The 15,520-nt window shown below is 70.7% G+C and carries 10 protein-coding genes and 2 pseudogenes; 11 read left to right on the top strand and 1 reads right to left on the bottom strand.

Going from position 1 to position 15,520, the window contains the following annotated elements; genetic code table 11:
* Window positions 1-14 precede the first annotated feature (14 nt).
* The gene (locus ABD358_RS10275; RefSeq protein ID WP_344630598.1) at window positions 15-995 is read left to right on the top strand and encodes a 4-hydroxy-3-methylbut-2-enyl diphosphate reductase; all 981 of its coding nucleotides are present in this window, start codon (window positions 15-17) and stop codon (window positions 993-995) included.
* On the opposite strand, the gene ABD358_RS10270 is transcribed toward ABD358_RS10275, so the two are convergent.
* Window positions 992-1,588, bottom strand: coding sequence for a DUF6542 domain-containing protein (locus ABD358_RS10270; RefSeq protein WP_344630597.1), 597 nt, complete (start codon window positions 1,586-1,588; stop codon window positions 992-994). The genes ABD358_RS10275 and ABD358_RS10270 overlap by 4 nt on opposite strands.
* Window positions 1,589-1,727: 139 nt before the next feature.
* Between ABD358_RS10270 and ychF the strand changes: the two genes are divergently transcribed.
* The 10 genes and pseudogenes from ychF to ABD358_RS10220 all read left to right on the top strand — a co-directional run.
* Window positions 1,728-2,816, top strand: a complete 1,089-nt coding sequence (ychF, locus tag ABD358_RS10265) for a redox-regulated ATPase YchF (protein WP_344630596.1) — start codon at window positions 1,728-1,730, stop codon at window positions 2,814-2,816.
* Between the two features lie 266 nt (window positions 2,817-3,082).
* Window positions 3,083-3,835, top strand: a complete 753-nt coding sequence (locus tag ABD358_RS10260) for a GntR family transcriptional regulator (protein WP_344630595.1) — start codon at window positions 3,083-3,085, stop codon at window positions 3,833-3,835.
* Window positions 3,836-4,004: 169 nt separating this feature from the next.
* Window positions 4,005-4,235 (top strand): SPOR domain-containing protein, encoded by a 231-nt coding sequence (locus ABD358_RS10255; protein ID WP_344630594.1) that lies wholly within the window; start codon window positions 4,005-4,007, stop codon window positions 4,233-4,235.
* Window positions 4,236-4,323: 88 nt separating this feature from the next.
* Window positions 4,324-6,822 carry a SpoIIE family protein phosphatase gene (locus tag ABD358_RS10250; protein WP_344630593.1) on the top strand — a complete coding sequence of 833 codons (2,499 nt, stop codon included), beginning with the start codon at window positions 4,324-4,326 and terminating at the stop codon, window positions 6,820-6,822.
* 308 nt (window positions 6,823-7,130) lie between these two features.
* Window positions 7,131-8,963, top strand: a pseudogene (locus ABD358_RS10245) (ATP-binding SpoIIE family protein phosphatase); the annotation flags it as partial.
* A 341-nt stretch (window positions 8,964-9,304) separates the two neighbouring features.
* Window positions 9,305-11,212 carry a translational GTPase TypA gene (typA, locus tag ABD358_RS10240; RefSeq protein ID WP_344630592.1) on the top strand — a complete coding sequence of 636 codons (1,908 nt, stop codon included), beginning with the start codon at window positions 9,305-9,307 and terminating at the stop codon, window positions 11,210-11,212.
* A gap of 451 nt (window positions 11,213-11,663) precedes the next feature.
* Entirely contained in the window at window positions 11,664-13,283 is a 1,620-nt protein-coding gene (locus tag ABD358_RS10235) for a peptide ABC transporter substrate-binding protein (protein WP_344630591.1), read from the top strand.
* 175 nt (window positions 13,284-13,458) lie between these two features.
* The gene (locus ABD358_RS10230; RefSeq protein WP_344630590.1) at window positions 13,459-14,388 is read left to right on the top strand and encodes an ABC transporter permease; all 930 of its coding nucleotides are present in this window, start codon (window positions 13,459-13,461) and stop codon (window positions 14,386-14,388) included.
* On the top strand, window positions 14,381-15,343 hold the full coding sequence (locus ABD358_RS10225) for an ABC transporter permease (RefSeq protein ID WP_344630589.1): 963 nt from the start codon (window positions 14,381-14,383) through the stop codon (window positions 15,341-15,343). The genes ABD358_RS10230 and ABD358_RS10225 overlap by 8 nt, the downstream gene beginning before the upstream one ends.
* 11 nt (window positions 15,344-15,354) lie before the next feature.
* Window positions 15,355-15,520, top strand: a pseudogene (locus ABD358_RS10220) (methionine ABC transporter ATP-binding protein); the annotation flags it as partial.

The raw sequence follows: 15,520 nt of genomic DNA, 5'->3' as shown, positions 1-15,520 counted from the left end.
CGTACGATGGGCCCATGACTGCTACGACCGCACGCCGGGTCCTCCTCGCCGCACCCCGCGGCTACTGCGCGGGGGTCGACCGCGCCGTGATCGCCGTCGAGAAGGCCCTGGAGCAGTACGGCGCGCCGATCTACGTCCGCCACGAGATCGTCCACAACAAGTACGTCGTACAGACGCTGGAGAAGAAGGGCGCGATCTTCGTCGACGAGACGGACGAGGTCCCCGAGGGGTCCATCGTCATGTTCTCGGCCCACGGCGTGGCGCCGATCGTGCACGAGGAGGCCGAGCGGCGGAAGCTGGCGACCATCGACGCGACCTGCCCGCTGGTCACCAAGGTCCACAAGGAGGCGGTCCGGTTCGCCAAGGAGGACTACGACATCCTCCTGATCGGCCACGAGGGCCACGAGGAGGTCATCGGCACCTCCGGCGAAGCCCCCGACCACATCACCCTCGTCGACGGCCCGGACGACGTGGACAACGTCACCGTGCGCGACGAGTCCAAGGTGGTCTGGCTCTCCCAGACCACCCTCTCCGTCGACGAGACCATGGAGACCGTCGACAGGCTCAAGCAGCGGTTCCCCCAGCTCGTCTCCCCGCCCAGCGACGACATCTGCTACGCCACGCAGAACCGGCAGAACGCGGTCAAGCTGATGGGGGCCGAGGCCGATCTGGTCATCGTGGTCGGCTCGCAGAACTCCTCGAACTCCAAGCGGCTCGTCGAGGTCGCCCTCGGCGCCGGGGCCAAGGACGCCCACCTGGTGGACTTCGCCTCCGAGATCGACGAGAGCTGGCTGGAGGGCGTCGCCACCGTCGGCGTCACCTCCGGCGCCTCCGTGCCCGAGGTGCTGGTGGACGAGGTCCTGGAGTGGCTGGCGCGGCGGGGCTTCGAGAACGTGGAGATCGTCAAGGCGGCCGAGGAGTCCATCACCTTCTCCCTGCCCAAGGAGCTGCGCCGGGACCTGCGGGCCGAGGCCGCGCGGAAGGCCGCCGGCTAACCCGGCCGGCCCCCGCCGACGGCGGGCCCGCCGGACCTCCCCGGCCCGCGGCGGCCGGCGCCCGCCCGGGCGAGGACGACCAGTACGGCGGCCAGGGTGCCGCCGTACACCCACCCGGCGTTGACGGCCAGCGCGGTCACCAGCTCCACGAGCCACCCGGCCGAACCGTCCGAGTCGCCGCTGAGGAACAGCAGCCCGGCCATGAAGGCGATCGGCGCCGCGATCGGCGCCGCGGCCAGGTCCGCCGGCCTCACCCACAGCGCGCACACGGCGCTGACCAGGACGAAGCAGATCCCGTACGCGGTGGTGTGCCCGTCCAGCAGCAGCACGTCCAGTCCGCCGGCCGCCGCCGTCGCCCCGGTGGCCAGCAGTCCGCAGCCCAGCCCGGTGAGGCGTGCGCCGGGCGGCCACGTGCGCCGGGCGGCGGCGGGACCGGGTGCGGCGGGGACCGGACGGGACCGGCGGGGGACGGCCCGCGCGGGACCGGTTCCGCGTGCGCCCGCCCGGGCGCCGGGGGAGGGGGGCTTCGCCGTCCGTCCCCGGCGAAGGGGGAACCGGCGGTCACGGGGGATGCGCGCGCTGTCTTGTTCCACCGGACCAACGTAGGACGGCCACCGGCCCGGAGGCGGGCACGGACACGCCCCGGACCGCCCTTCGGGTGCCCGTAGACTGGGGGATCGGCCCCGCCCGGGCCGGTTCACCCAAGATCCTCTCGCTACGGGAAGTCGCCACGTGTCGCTCACGATCGGAATCGTCGGCCTGCCCAACGTCGGCAAGTCGACCCTGTTCAACGCCCTGACCAAGAACGACGTCCTGGCGGCCAACTACCCGTTCGCCACCATCGAGCCGAACATCGGCGTCGTCGGCGTCCCCGACACCCGGCTGACCAGGCTCGCCGAGATCTTCGGCTCGGAGCGGGTCGTCCCGGCGACCGTGGACTTCGTGGACATCGCGGGCATCGTGCGCGGCGCGAGCGAGGGCGAGGGGCTGGGCAACAAGTTCCTGGCGAACATCCGCGAGTCCGACGCGATCTGCCAGGTCATCCGCGCCTTCAAGGACGAGAACGTCGTCCACGTCGACGGCAAGGTCTCGCCCAAGGACGACATCGAGACGATCAACACCGAGCTGATCCTCGCCGACCTCCAGACGATCGAGAAGGTCCTGCCCCGGCTCCAGAAGGAGGCCCGGGTCAAGAAGGACGTCCAGCCCAAGGTGAAGGCCGTCGAGGAGGCCAAGGCCATCCTGGACGAGGGCCGCACCCTGTTCTCCGCGGGCATCGCCCAGGGCACCGAGCAGGCCGCGCTCCTCCACGACCTCCACCTGCTCACCACCAAGCCCTTCCTCTACGTCTTCAACGTGGACGAGGAGGAGCTGACCGACGAGGCGTTCAAGGACGAGCAGCGCGCGCTGGTCGCCCCCGCCGAGGCGATCTTCCTCAACGCCAAGCTGGAGTCCGAGCTGGCCGAGCTGGACGAGGCCGACGCCCTCGAACTCCTCCGGTCGGTCGGCCAGGAGGAGCCCGGTCTGGCCACCCTCGCCCGCGTCGGCTTCGACACGCTGGGCCTGCAGACCTACCTCACGGCCGGGCCGAAGGAGGCCCGCGCCTGGACGATCAAGAAGGGCGCCACGGCCCCCGAGGCGGCCGGCGTGATCCACACCGACTTCCAGAGGGGCTTCATCAAGGCCGAGGTCGTCTCCTTCGACGACCTGGTCGAAGCGGGCTCGGTCGCCGAGGCCCGCGCCCGCGGCAAGGCCCGCATGGAGGGCAAGGACTACGTGATGCAGGACGGCGACGTGGTGGAGTTCCGCTTCAACGTCTGACGCCGCACCGAAGCGTCCCGCACCGTCCGGCGCCTCCGGCGGCGGACGCGGACCACGGCTTCCGGGAGGGGCCGGGCCCTCGGGCCCGGCCCCTCGCCGTTCCCGCCGGCTGCCGTTTCCGCGCAGGGTGGTTCCGCGGTTGTTTCTGGGGGCGAAACCTGCTCTGAGCAGCACTTCATCACATCGGGTGAAACCGTGGCCGATTGTTGCGGGTCCAAACACTCTGTTGCCAAGCTGTTGCTCACCGTCAAGCCGTTGGAGGACACGTGCCTTTCGGTGAGCAGCCCGCATACCTGCGTGTGGCCGGGGATCTCCGTCGGAAGATCGCCGACGGCACGCTTCCGCCGCGCACCCGGCTGCCGTCGCAGGCGCGCATCCGCGCCGAGTACGGGGTCTCGGACACCGTCGCGCTGGAGGCCCGCAAGGTGCTGATGGCCGAGGGGCTGGTCGAGGGGCGTTCGGGGTCGGGCACCTACGTGCGCGAGCGGCCCGTGCCGCGGAGGGTGATCCGCACCGGCTACCGGCCGTCCGGCGGTTCCGGTCCGTTCCGGCAGGAGCAGGCGGACGAGTCGGTGAACGGCACCTGGGAGGCCCGCAGCGAGCAGGAGGACGCGAGTCCTGCGATCGCGGAGCGGCTGGGGATCAAGGCCGGTGAGCGGGTGATGCGCACCCGCTACCTGTTCCGGGTCGACGGGGAGCCGTCGATGCTCTCCACCTCGTGGGAGCCGCTGGCCATCACCGGGCGCACCCCGGTGATGCTGCCGGAGGAGGGGCCGCTCGGCGGTCGCGGGGTGGTCGAGAGGATGGCGGGCGTCGACCTGGTCGTGGACAACGTCGTGGAGGAGGTCGGGGCCCGCCCCGGGCTGGCGGAGGAGATGATCGAGCTCGGCGGGGTGCCGGGGCACACCGTGCTGGTGATCGAGCGGACGTACCGGGCGGGCAGGCGTCCGGTGGAGACGGCGGACGTGGTCGTCCCGGCGGACCGGTATCGCATGGTGTACCACCTCCCGGTGCGCTGAAAGGCTCCGTGCGCCCCCTCCCGTACTCGTACACATGGCCGAAATCATGCCGCATTGTGCCAAGGCGAATGCGGTGAGTGAGGCCCGGGCGTAGGCTCAGGCATATGCGGATCGGTGGACCGTCAGGGGACGGCGCACGGCACGGAACGCGGGGCAGGGGGAGCCGGGAATGACCGAGAACGGGATCGCGCTCCCCTGGATGGTGATCAGGCAGGACGCGAACGGCAACCGTTACTGCGTCGGCCGGTACGCCACCCGCGCCGAGGCGCACAGCATGGCCGAGCGGCTGGGGGGAGCCGTGCCGGGGGGCGCCTCCGGCGCGGAGAGGGTGAACGGGGGAGCGGACGAGCGGCGCTATCTCGTCGAGCGCCTGCGGCTCGGAAGCGGTGATCAAGCCTGACCCCAGGCACAATCGGGTATATGGGCATTTAGTCCTCATTGTCCGGACGTGGTGATCCGGTGATGACCCGAGCGTGGACGGGGACGGCGTGAGCGACACCCCCAAGTCATTCCAGGGCGCGGTCGAACGAGTGGCCACCTCGCTGCTCGACACCCTCCGCGTCGGTGTCGTCATGTTCGACACCGGCGGATACGTGCTGCTGTGGAGCCCGATGGTCGAGGAGATCCTCGGCTGGCCCGCCGAGCACATGACCGGGCGCCACTACGCCGGCTACCTCGTCCACGACGCCCCGTCCGGCACCGCCCCCGTGGAGGAGGGCGACATCTACACCGCCCTCCGGGAGGAGAGGTACTGGCGCGGCATCCTCCGCGTGCGCCACCTCGACGGCCGCACCGTGGAGGTCGAGGCCAGGGCCTCGCTGCTCACCCCGTCGAACGGCAAACCGTTCATTCTGGCCAACATCGTCGAGACCTCCCGGCTGCGCGCCGTCGAGCACGACCTCGCCGCCCTCGACGCCCTCTTCGTCTCCTCCCCGCTGGGCATCGCCGTCTTCGACCCCGAGCAGCGGTACGTCCGGGTCAACGAGTCGCTGGCCCGGCTCGTCGGGAAGCCGGTCGCCGACATCCTCGGCAGGACCCTCCACGAGGTCCTGCCGAGCCGCATGGCCGACGACCTCGCCCAGATCCAGAAACTGGTGCTGGACACCGGCCGGCCCGTGGTGGACACGGTCCTCCTGGGGCCCGACGGGCACAGCTGGCGCTCGGTGTCGTACGGCAGACTCACCGGCCGGGACGGACGCGTCCTGGGCATCAGCTCCACGATCATGGACGTCACCGAGCGGCGGGACGCGCTGGAGAAGATCGAGCGCGCCCGCCAGCGGCTGAAGCTCCTCGACGACATCGGCGTGACCCTCGGCGACCTGCTCGACGTCCGCAGGATCTCCGAGGAGCTCGCCCGCACCCTGGTGCCGCGCTTCGCCGACTACTCCAGCGTGATGCTGCACGGAGGCGTCGCGCACGGCGGGGAGCTGCCCCGCCCCGGACACCCGCCCCGGACCCCGCTGCTCCAGCTCGGCGCCGAGGCCAGGGACCGCGGCCCGGCCGTCGAGCACCTGCTGCGGGCCGGCCAGGCCGTCGCCTTCGACGCGGGGTCGGTCTTCGGGGAGGTGCTCACCTCCGCCGCGTCCCATCTGATGGTGTCCCGGGACGAACTGCTCTCCGCCGCCCGCGCCGGCGACTCCGGGGCCCGGGTCGCGGCGGACCTGGACATCCACTCCCTGATGGCCGTCCCCCTCCGGGCCCGCGGCACCGTCCTCGGACTGCTGGTGCTCGGCCGGGCCGGGGGCCGCGCCCCCTTCGACCGCGACGACCTCGCGCTCGCCGCGGAACTGGCCGGGCGCGCCGGGATCAGCCTGGACAACGCCCGCCTCTACACCCGCGAGCGCGAGAGCGCCCTGATGCTCCAGCGCAGCCTGCTGCCCCAGCGGGTCCCCTCCCCGCCCGGCGTGCGGGTGGCCTACCGGTACGTCCCCGGTGGCAGCGCCACCGAGGCCGAGGCCGAGGCCGGCGGGGACTGGTTCGACGTGATCCCCCTGGCGGGCGGCCGGGTCGCGTTCGTCGTCGGCGACGTGATGGGCCACGGACTGCGCGCCGCGGCCACCATGGGCCGGCTGCGCACGGCGGTGCGGACCCTGGCCGGGCTGGACCTGCCGCCCGGCGAGCTGCTGCGCCGGGTCAACGACCTCGCCGACGACCTCGCCCCGGGGCCGGACGAGCCCCTGATGGCCACCTGCGTCTACACCGTCTACGACCCCTCGACCCGCCACTGCACCCTCTCCACGGCCGGGCACGTGCCGCCGCTGCTGCTCACCGGCTCGCCCGCCGGCGTCTGGGACGCCGCCCCCGTGCAGGGGCCCGTCGGTCCCCCGCTCGGCGTGGACGACGTGCCGTTCGAGTCCGTGACCCTGACCGTGGACGAGGGGGCGGTCCTCGTCCTCTACACCGACGGGCTGATCGAGCACCGGGGCGAGGACATCACCGAGGGACTGGACCGCCTGGTGTCCCTGCTCGGCGGCCTTCCGGCCCGAACCTGCCTGGAGGACGTCTGCGACCGCGTCCTCGCCGGCCTGGACCCGGGCGACGAGTCCGGCACCCCCGGCGTCCCCGGCACCGTCGACGACGTGGCCCTGCTCCTCGCCCGGCTCGGCGGCCTGCCGGAGGGCAGCATCGCCTCCTGGGTCTTCCCCGCCGAGACCACCGCCGCCCGCCGGGCCCGGGACGCCGTCCGCAAGAACCTGCACGACTGGGGCCTGGGCGCGCTCGCCGACGACACGGTGCTGCTCGTCAGCGAGCTGGTCACCAACTCCCTGCGCCACGCCCACGGCCCCATCGGCGTGCGGATGGTGCGCGGCTCCTCCCTCCTGGTGGAGGTCTCCGACCCGCTGCCCGCACCGCCCCGCGAGCGCAGCGCCGGCGTGGACGACGAGGGCGGGCGGGGCATCCAGCTCGTGGCCCGCGGCGCGCGGCGCTGGGGAACGCGGCACGGGCCGATCGGCAAGACCGTCTGGTTCGAACTCCCGATCCCCTGAGGGCGTTTCGCAGGGGCTTCGGGAGCATTGGGCTCGCTCCCACCGCCAATGACCGGAATCATGGCTTCACCTGCGCCTTGACGCTGTGTCGAGAACACCGGAAAAATGCGGCACGCCACGTGTCCCCGCCTCCGGCAGCGGTTCTGCCGCCGGGCCCGGTCCGCACGGCCGCGCCACCGCGGCCTGTGGTTCGAGCCGACGCCGTCTGGTTAGGAGAGAGGGGAACGGGACTGACTCGGAACCCCGCCGAAAGGTGGCGGGGGCCGTGCGGTGAACGGGGCCGGTGCGCCGGGGCGGTTCGAGCCCGGGGTACCGGACCGGGACAGGGAGGGGCGGCGTTGAACGACATTCCAGCCGAGGCGGGAAAGCCGGACGACGTACGCCGGGCCCTGGCCCTGCTGAACGCCGCGGGCGCCCGGATAGGCAACTCCCTCGACCTGGACACCACCGCCCGCGAACTGCTCGACGTCGCCGTGCCGCAGTTCTGCGACCTGGCCTCCGTGGACCTGTTCCCCGAGGTGTTCTCCGGGGAGGACCCCCGGGCGGGGGAGGGCCTGGACGGCACCCGCCCGCTGCGGCGCGTGGCCTTCGCCAGCGCGGTCTCCGACGGGCCCATCACACTCGGGCACCACACCACCGGCGACCCCGACCCCGAGCCCGTCGAGCTGGGCAGCATCCACCGCTATCCCGCCGGCTCCCCCTACGCCGACGCCCTGCGCACCGCCCGCGTCCAGCGCGCCACGGGCACCCTGGTGCAGTCCACCCTCGCCGTGCCGATGGTCGCGCGCGGCCGGGTACTGGGACTGGTCCAGTTCTCCCGCACCAAGGGCAGCGAGCCCTTCGCCGAGCGCGACGCCGCCCTCGGCGCGGAACTGGCCGCCCGCGCCGCCGTGTGCATCGACAACGCGCGGCTGTACCGCAGGGAGCACGAACGCGCGCTCATACTCCAGCGCAGTCTGCTGCCGCCGGACGACCCGGAGGCCGCCGGACTCGACATCGCCTGCCGCTACCTGCCGGGCAGTACGGCGACCGAGGTGGGCGGCGACTGGTTCGACGTCATTGAACTGCCCGGCCACCGCACCGCCCTGGTGGTGGGCGACGTGATGGGCCGCGGACTGCGCGCGGCGGTGGCCATGGGCGAACTGCGCACGGCGGTGCGGACGCTGGCCATGCTGGACCTGGAGCCCGCCGAGGTGCTGGGCGCCCTCGACGAGATCGCCCGGGGCCTGGGCGCCCCCCGCGGAGGACGCGGCGAGCGGTCCGGCAGGGCCGCCGACCTCTCCTCGGGCCCCCGGTCCACCGACCTCTCCGAGGTCTACCTGGCCACCTGCATCTACGCCGTCTACGACCCCGTCACCCGCCGCTGCACCTTCGCCAACGCCGGGCACCTGCCGCCCGCGCTCGTCGACCCCGGCGGGGAACGGCCCGCGATGCTGCTGGACGTCCCCAGGGGCGTACCGCTGGGCGTGGGCGGCGAGCCCTTCGAGGAGAAGCAGGTCGAACTGCCGGACGGCGCCCTGCTCGCCCTCTACACCGACGGCCTCGTGGAGTCCCGCCACCAGCCGCTGGACGAGGGGCTCCAGGCCCTGCGCACCACTCTGGCGGGCCCCGAGCGCCCCCTCGAGGACGTCTGCGACGAGGTGCTGGGCGCCCTGGAGACCCACCACGGCGAGGACGACATAGCCCTGCTGCTGGCGCGGATCCACGGCCTTCCCGGGGGATCGGTGGGGGACTGGAGACTCCCCGCCGAGCCCCGCTCGGTCGCCCGCGCCCGCGAACTGGCGTGCCGCCAGCTCGCCGACTGGAAGCTGGACGACCTCGCCGACACCGCGGAACTGCTCGTCAGCGAACTGGTCACCAACGCCCTGCGCCACGGCGAGGGGGACATACGGCTGCGGCTGCTGCTGGACCGCACCCTGGTCTGCGAGGTGTGGGACGCCGGCCTGGTCCAGCCGCGCCGCCGCCGGGCCCGGGACACCGACGAGGGCGGGCGCGGCCTGCAGCTCGTCGACCTGCTCTCCGCGGGCTGGGGCAGCCGCCGCACCCCCCGCGGCAAGATCGTCTGGTTCGAGCTCGACCTTCCCGGGGGCGGGGACACCAAGCCCCCGGACATGGCGGAGGCTCTGCTGAGCCTGTTCTGATGTTCTGAGTCCGTTCCGATCCGCCCGCTCCGGGCCGCCCGGCCCGCCCCCCCGGACGGCCCGCGGGAGCCCGGAACGGCCCGGAGGGGTGCCGCATGTCACACCTTCCCGACGGGGGTGCCGAGGCGGAGGCCCCGCGGCGGAGAAGCCCCGGCCACGGGGGCGCCGCGGGCGCCCGCGGGACGGAACGGCCGCCGCCGGCGGGGCTTCGGGCCCCCGCCCACCGGCCCCGGGCCCGTACCATGGGACAGAGAGAAGTGCCGTGGCGATGATCAGCCCGGCGAGCGCGCGGCCGCACCGGCCGCGTCGCCATCCACAGATGCGGGAGAAGCCCCCCCAGTATGCCCACGCGCCACGACATCCGTAACGTCGCCATCGTCGCCCACGTAGACCACGGCAAGACCACCCTGGTCGACGCCATGCTCAAGCAGGCGGGCGCCTTCGCCGCCCACCAGCTCGGTCAGGTGGACGACCGCGTGATGGACTCCAACGACCTGGAACGCGAGAAGGGCATCACCATTCTCGCCAAGAACACCGCGGTCAAGTACCACCCCAAGGACGGGGGCGATCCCGTCACCATCAACATCATCGACACCCCCGGCCACGCCGACTTCGGCGGCGAGGTCGAGCGCGGTCTGTCCATGGTGGACGCGGTGGTCCTGCTGGTGGACGCCTCCGAGGGGCCGCTGCCGCAGACCCGCTTCGTGCTGCGCAAGGCGCTCCAGGCCCGGCTGCCGGTCATCCTGTGCATCAACAAGACCGACCGCCCCGACGCCCGGATCGACGAGGTCGTCGACGAGACCTACGACCTCTTCCTGGACCTGGACGCGGACGAGGAGCAGATCGAGTTCCCGATCGTCTACGCCTGCGCCCGTGACGGCGTCGCCTCGCTGACCAAGCCCGAGGACGGCACCGTCCCGGCCGACAGCGACAGCATGGAGCCGTTCTTCGCCACCCTGCTGGAGCACGTCCCGGCCCCGTCGTACGACGAGGACGCCCCGCTCCAGGCGCACGTCACCAACCTCGACGCCGACAACTTCCTGGGCCGCATCGCCCTGCTCCGCGTCGTCCAGGGTGAGCTGCGCAAGGGCCAGACGGTGGCGTGGATGAAGCGTGACGGCTCGGTCCAGAACGTCCGCATCACCGAGCTGCTGATGACCGAGGCGCTCGTCCGCAAGCCCGCCGAGAAGGCGGGCCCCGGCGACATCTGCGCGGTCGCCGGCATCCCGGACATCATGATCGGCGAGACGCTGGCCGACCCGGAGAACCCGGTCGCGCTGCCGCTGATCACCGTCGACGAGCCGGCGATCTCCATGACCATCGGCACCAACACCTCGCCGCTGGTCGGCCGCGGCGGCAGCGGCAAGGGCGCGGACGCCAAGGCGGCCGTCAAGGACCGCAAGGTCACCGCCCGGCAGGTCAAGGACCGCCTCGACCGCGAGCTGATCGGCAACGTCTCGCTGCGGGTCCTGGACACCGACCGCCCCGACGCCTGGGAGGTGCAGGGCCGCGGCGAGCTGGCGCTGGCCATCCTGGTGGAGACGATGCGCCGGGAGGGCTACGAGCTGACCGTCGGCAAGCCGCAGGTGGTCACCAGGGAGATCGACGGCAAGGTCCACGAGCCGGTCGAGCGCATGACCATCGACGTGCCGGAGGAGCACATGGGCGCGGTCACGCAGCTCATGGGCACCCGCAAGGGCCGGATGGAGAGCATGACCAACCACGGCTCCGGCTGGGTCCGCATGGAGTTCGTGGTGCCCTCCCGCGGTCTGATCGGCTTCCGCACGGAGTTCCTGACCAACACCCGGGGCACGGGCATCGCCCACTCGATCCACGAGGGCTTCGAGCCGTGGGCCGGCGAGCTGAAGACCCGCAACAACGGCTCGCTCGTGGCGGACCGCGCCGGGGCGGTCACCGCCTTCGCGATGACCAACCTCCAGGAGCGCGGCGTGCTGTTCGTGGAGCCGGGCACCGAGGTGTACGAGGGCATGATCGTCGGGGAGAACTCGCGCTCCGACGACATGGACGTGAACATCACCAAGGAGAAGAAGCTCACCAACATGCGGTCCTCGACGGCCGACGTGGCGGAGTCCATCGTGCCGCCGCGGAAGCTGTCGCTGGAGCAGTGCCTGGAGTTCTGCCGCGACGACGAGTGCGTCGAGGTGACCCCCGAGGCCGTGCGCATCCGCAAGGTCGTCCTGGACCAGAGGGAGCGCGCCCGCGCCGCCTCCCGGGCCAAGCACGCCTGATCCCGGAGCCGAACCACCCCCCGGGTGTCCGAATACCGGACATCCGGGGGGTGGTCTTGCTCACAACCGGGAACGGGACGGGCGCGCCCTCCGTTTCCCGTCCCGACGGTGTACGGACGGGACGGTGTCAAACACTTTCCGGCGGAAGAACGTCCTGTATCCGGACGTGAATCACCGAAAGAAGTGTTAACAGTCCGTTTCGCGACCGTCTGTATGGGATTATTTTGTCCGCATTTCGGGCCATCGGTTGAACGTTATGTGACCAAACCGAGACCCGTCACGTGTGGTCTACGCGCCTCACGTACCCAATAGTTGGGTCCATTGAGCTCGGGTCGGCGAGTCGTGCGCGGGGAGCGCCGGTTCGTGACGCGGAGTCACTGCCGACGGTGGAACGCCGGCGGACGCAGGGGCTCCCTCCCGTATTGACAGTGGACTCTGAGGAGGCAAACCCATGCGCGGTGCCATGAGCGCCAAGTGGGTCGCGGGTGCGATAGTCGTGGCGCTGGCCGCGACCGCCTGTGGCGGCGGCAACGGCGGCGACGACAACTCGGCCAAGGACAAGGGCGCCCTGGCGGGCTACGTGTCCATCGACGTCGGCGAGCCGCAGAAGCCGCTGATCCCGGCCGACACCAACGAGACCAACGGCTCGTACGTCATCCGGTCCCTGTTCACCCAGCTCCTGGACTTCGATGCCAAGGGCGAGATCGTCTACACCAACGCCGAGTCGGTCACGACCGAGGACTCGAAGACCTGGACGGTCAAGCTCAAGAGCGGCTGGAAGTTCCACAACGGCGAGGACGTGACCGCCCAGTCGTACGTCGACGCCTGGAACTGGTACGCGAACATCAAGAACAACCAGCAGAACTCCTTCTGGTTCTCGGACATCAAGGGCTACGAGGACGTCCACCCGGAGAAGGGTGAGCCGAAGTCCGACAAGATGTCCGGCCTGAAGGTCGTGGACGACACCACCTTCACCATCGAGCTGAAGGACCGCGTCCCCTACTTCAACTACAAGCTCGGGTACTCCACCTTCGCCCCGCTGCCGAAGGTCTTCTACGACGACCCGAAGGCGTTCGGCCAGAAGCCGGTCGGCAACGGCCCGTACAAGTTCGAGAAGTGGACCCACAAGAAGCTGATCCAGGTCAAGGCCTGGGACGACTACAAGGGTCCGAACAAGGCCCAGAACAAGGGCATCCAGTTCAAGAACTACTCGACCCTCGAGGCCGCCTACCAGGACGTCGTCTCCGGCAACCTGGACATCATCCGCCAGGTCGGCCCGACGGACCTGCCCAAGTACAAGCAGGACCTGGGCGACGGCGCCATCGAGCAGCCGTACGCGGCCATCCAGACGCTGGTGCCGGCGTTCTACTCCAAGACCTTCAAGGACATCGACCCGAAGGTCCTCCAGGGCCTGTCCATGGCGATCGACCGCGAGACGATCACCAAGACCGTCCTGAACAACACCCGCACCCCGGCCGACAGCTTCACCCCGCCGCAGGTCAAGGGCTACCAGAAGCTGGACACGGACGTCTTCACCTACAACCCGGAGAAGGCGAAGAAGCTCATCAAGGACGGCGGCGGCGTCCCGGGCAACAAGATCTGGATCCAGTACAACACCGACGGCGGCCACAAGGAGTGGGTGACCGCGGTCTGCGAGTCGATCCGCAACGCCACGGGCGTGGACTGCGTGGGCGACGCCAAGCCGGACTTCGCCACGGACCTGGAGGCCCGTGACAAGGACGAGGTCAAGGCGATGTACCGCGGTGGCTGGGTCGCCGACTACCCGGTCAACGTCAACTTCCTCAAGGAGCTGTACCACACCAACGCCGAGTCCAACAACGGCCGTTTCTCCAACAAGGAGATCGACGGGCTGATGGCGAAGGGTGACAACGCGAAGTCCCTGGAGGAGTCCGTCAAGATCTACCAGGAGGTCGAGCGGAAGCTCCTGGAGGAGATGCCGGCCATCCCGCTGTGGTACTACCGCATCAACGGTGGTCACGGTAAGGGCGTCGACAACGTCACCGTGGACTTCCACGGCGACATCGAGCTGACCGAGGTCACCGCCAAGTAAGCGAGTCCGCGGGCCACTTTCCCACTCGGCCGTCACTCCGCCGCCGCCGATCCGTTCGGTGGCGGCGGAGGGCCGACCGGGACCGTCACCCCTCATGGCCCCGGCGTCCCACCGGGGCGATGAGGGGTCTGGCGACGGTACCGGCGGCCGCAGTCCACCCCACACGGAGGCACCCATGGGGCGCTATGTCGCACGACGACTGCTCCAGATGATCCCGGTGTTCATCGGGTCAACCTTGCTGATCTTCCTCATGATGTACGCCCTGCCCGGCGACCCCGTCAGAGCGCTCATGGGTGATCAGGCGTACGATCCGGCCGTCGTCGAGAGCATCAAGCGCGACCTCGGTCTCGACCTGCCGGTCTGGCAGCAGTACCTGAACTACCTGGGCGGCCTGCTCCAGGGCGACTTCGGCACCGAGATCGCGAGCAAGCGTCCCGTCGCCGAGATCATCGCCCAGGCCTTCCCGGTCACCATCCGCCTGACGCTGTTCGCGTTCGCCTTCACGGTGTTCGTCGGCATCGGGCTGGGCGTGATCGCCGGCCTCCGTCCGGACTCCGTCCGGGACCGCGGCCTCCTCACCCTGACGCTCGTGCTGATCTCCATGCCCTCCTTCGTGCTGGGCTACCTGATGCAGTTCTTCTTCGCCTTCCAGCTCGGGATCACGACGCCGACCGTGCAGGACTCCGAGAGCTTCGGGGACCTCCTGCTGCCGGCCATCGTGCTCGGCTCCCTCTCCCTGGCGTACGTGGCCCGGCTGACCCGGACCTCGATGGCGGAGAACCTCCGGGCGGACTACATGCGCACCGCCATCGCCAAGGGACTGCCGAAGCACCGGATCGTCGGCGTCCACCTGATGCGCAACTCGCTCATCCCGGTGGTCACCTTCCTCGGCACCGACATCGGAAACCTGATGACCGGCGCCATCGTGACCGAGGGCATCTTCAACGTCCAGGGTGTGGGTGACGCCATCTACGAGGCCCTGTTCCGCCGGGAGGGCGCCACGGTCGTGGGCATCGCCTCGCTGATCGTCATCGTGTACCTGATCACCAGCCTGCTCGTCGACCTGCTCTACGCGGTCCTGGACCCGAGGATCCGGTATGCCTGAGAAAACCGCCGACACGGTCCGGAAGACCGCTGTGATCGACAACCCGGCCCCCGAGACCACCGCCCTGGTGACCGAGGGGCCCTCGGCGGCCAAGGCGCGCAGCCTGTGGTCGGACGCCTGGCACGACCTGCGCCGCAACCCGCTCTTCCTGGTCTCGGCCGTGCTGATCCTGCTGCTGCTCACCATGGCGGCGGTGCCCGGCCTGTTCACCAGCGCCTCGCCCCGCCACGCGGACCTGGCCAACCACTACCTGCAGCACCCGAACTGGGGCAACTTCTTCGCCCCGGACTGGCTCGGCTACGACGGGCAGGGCCGCTCCATCTACGCCCGGATCGTCTACGGCGCCCGCGCCTCCATCCTGGTCGGTGTGGGCGTGACCTTGCTGGTCGCGATCCTGGGCACCACGATCGGCATGCTCGCCGGCTACTTCGGCGGCTGGCTCGACAGCGTGCTGTCCCGGATCACCGACGTCTTCATGGGCATCCCGTACCTGCTCGGCGCGCTGGTCATCCTGACCTCCTTCGAGGTGCGCAGCGTCTGGGTGGTGATGCTGGCGATGGCCTTCCTGGGCTGGACCCAGATCGCCCGTGTCGCCCGCGGCTCGGTGATCACCATCAAGCAGGCGGACTACGTCGTCGCGGCGAAGGCGCTCGGCGCCTCCACCAGCCGCATCCTGCTCAAGCACATCCTGCCCAACGCCCTGGCGCCGATCATCGTCGTCGCCACGATCGCGCTCGGCGGCTACATCGCGGCCGAGGCGACGCTGTCCTTCCTCGGCGTGGGCCTCGCCGAGCCGACGGTGTCGTGGGGTGTGGACGTCTCCGCGGGGCGTGAGCAGCTCCGCAACGCGCCCTACGTCCTGATCATCCCCTCCGTGATGGTCTCGATCACGGTGCTCTCGTTCCTGATGTTCGGCGATGCGGTGCGCAACGCCCTCGATCCCAAGATGCGCTGAGGGAGGCGTACGTGATCACCATCGACAAAACGGCGGACGCTCCCGCGCCGCGCGACGGAGACGGCTCCGACGGGCCGCTCCTGGAGGTTCGTGACCTCCATGTGGAGTTCAAGACCCGGGACGGGGTGGCCAAGGCCGTCAACGGTGTCAACTACACCGTCAGTGCCGGTGAGACGT

Source organism: Streptomyces glaucosporus (genome assembly GCF_039533345.1).
In the GTDB taxonomy this organism is placed as follows: domain Bacteria; phylum Actinomycetota; class Actinomycetes; order Streptomycetales; family Streptomycetaceae; genus Streptomyces; species Streptomyces glaucosporus.
Note: the sequence above shows the minus strand (reverse complement) of the source record. Positions and strands in the feature narration are given on the sequence as shown.

What these genes read in the sequence shown, in the direction of transcription:
- typA (WP_344630592.1), top strand. Translation starts at nt 9,305, where the DNA reads ATGCCCACGCGCCACGACATCCGTAACGTCGCCATCGTCGCCCACGTA.
- ABD358_RS10225 (WP_344630589.1), top strand. Translation starts at nt 14,381, where the DNA reads ATGCCTGAGAAAACCGCCGACACGGTCCGGAAGACCGCTGTGATCGAC.
- ABD358_RS10275 (WP_344630598.1), top strand. Translation starts at nt 15, where the DNA reads ATGACTGCTACGACCGCACGCCGGGTCCTCCTCGCCGCACCCCGCGGC.
- ABD358_RS10230 (WP_344630590.1), top strand. Translation starts at nt 13,459, where the DNA reads ATGGGGCGCTATGTCGCACGACGACTGCTCCAGATGATCCCGGTGTTC.
- ABD358_RS10235 (WP_344630591.1), top strand. Translation starts at nt 11,664, where the DNA reads ATGCGCGGTGCCATGAGCGCCAAGTGGGTCGCGGGTGCGATAGTCGTG.
- ABD358_RS10255 (WP_344630594.1), top strand. Translation starts at nt 4,005, where the DNA reads ATGACCGAGAACGGGATCGCGCTCCCCTGGATGGTGATCAGGCAGGAC.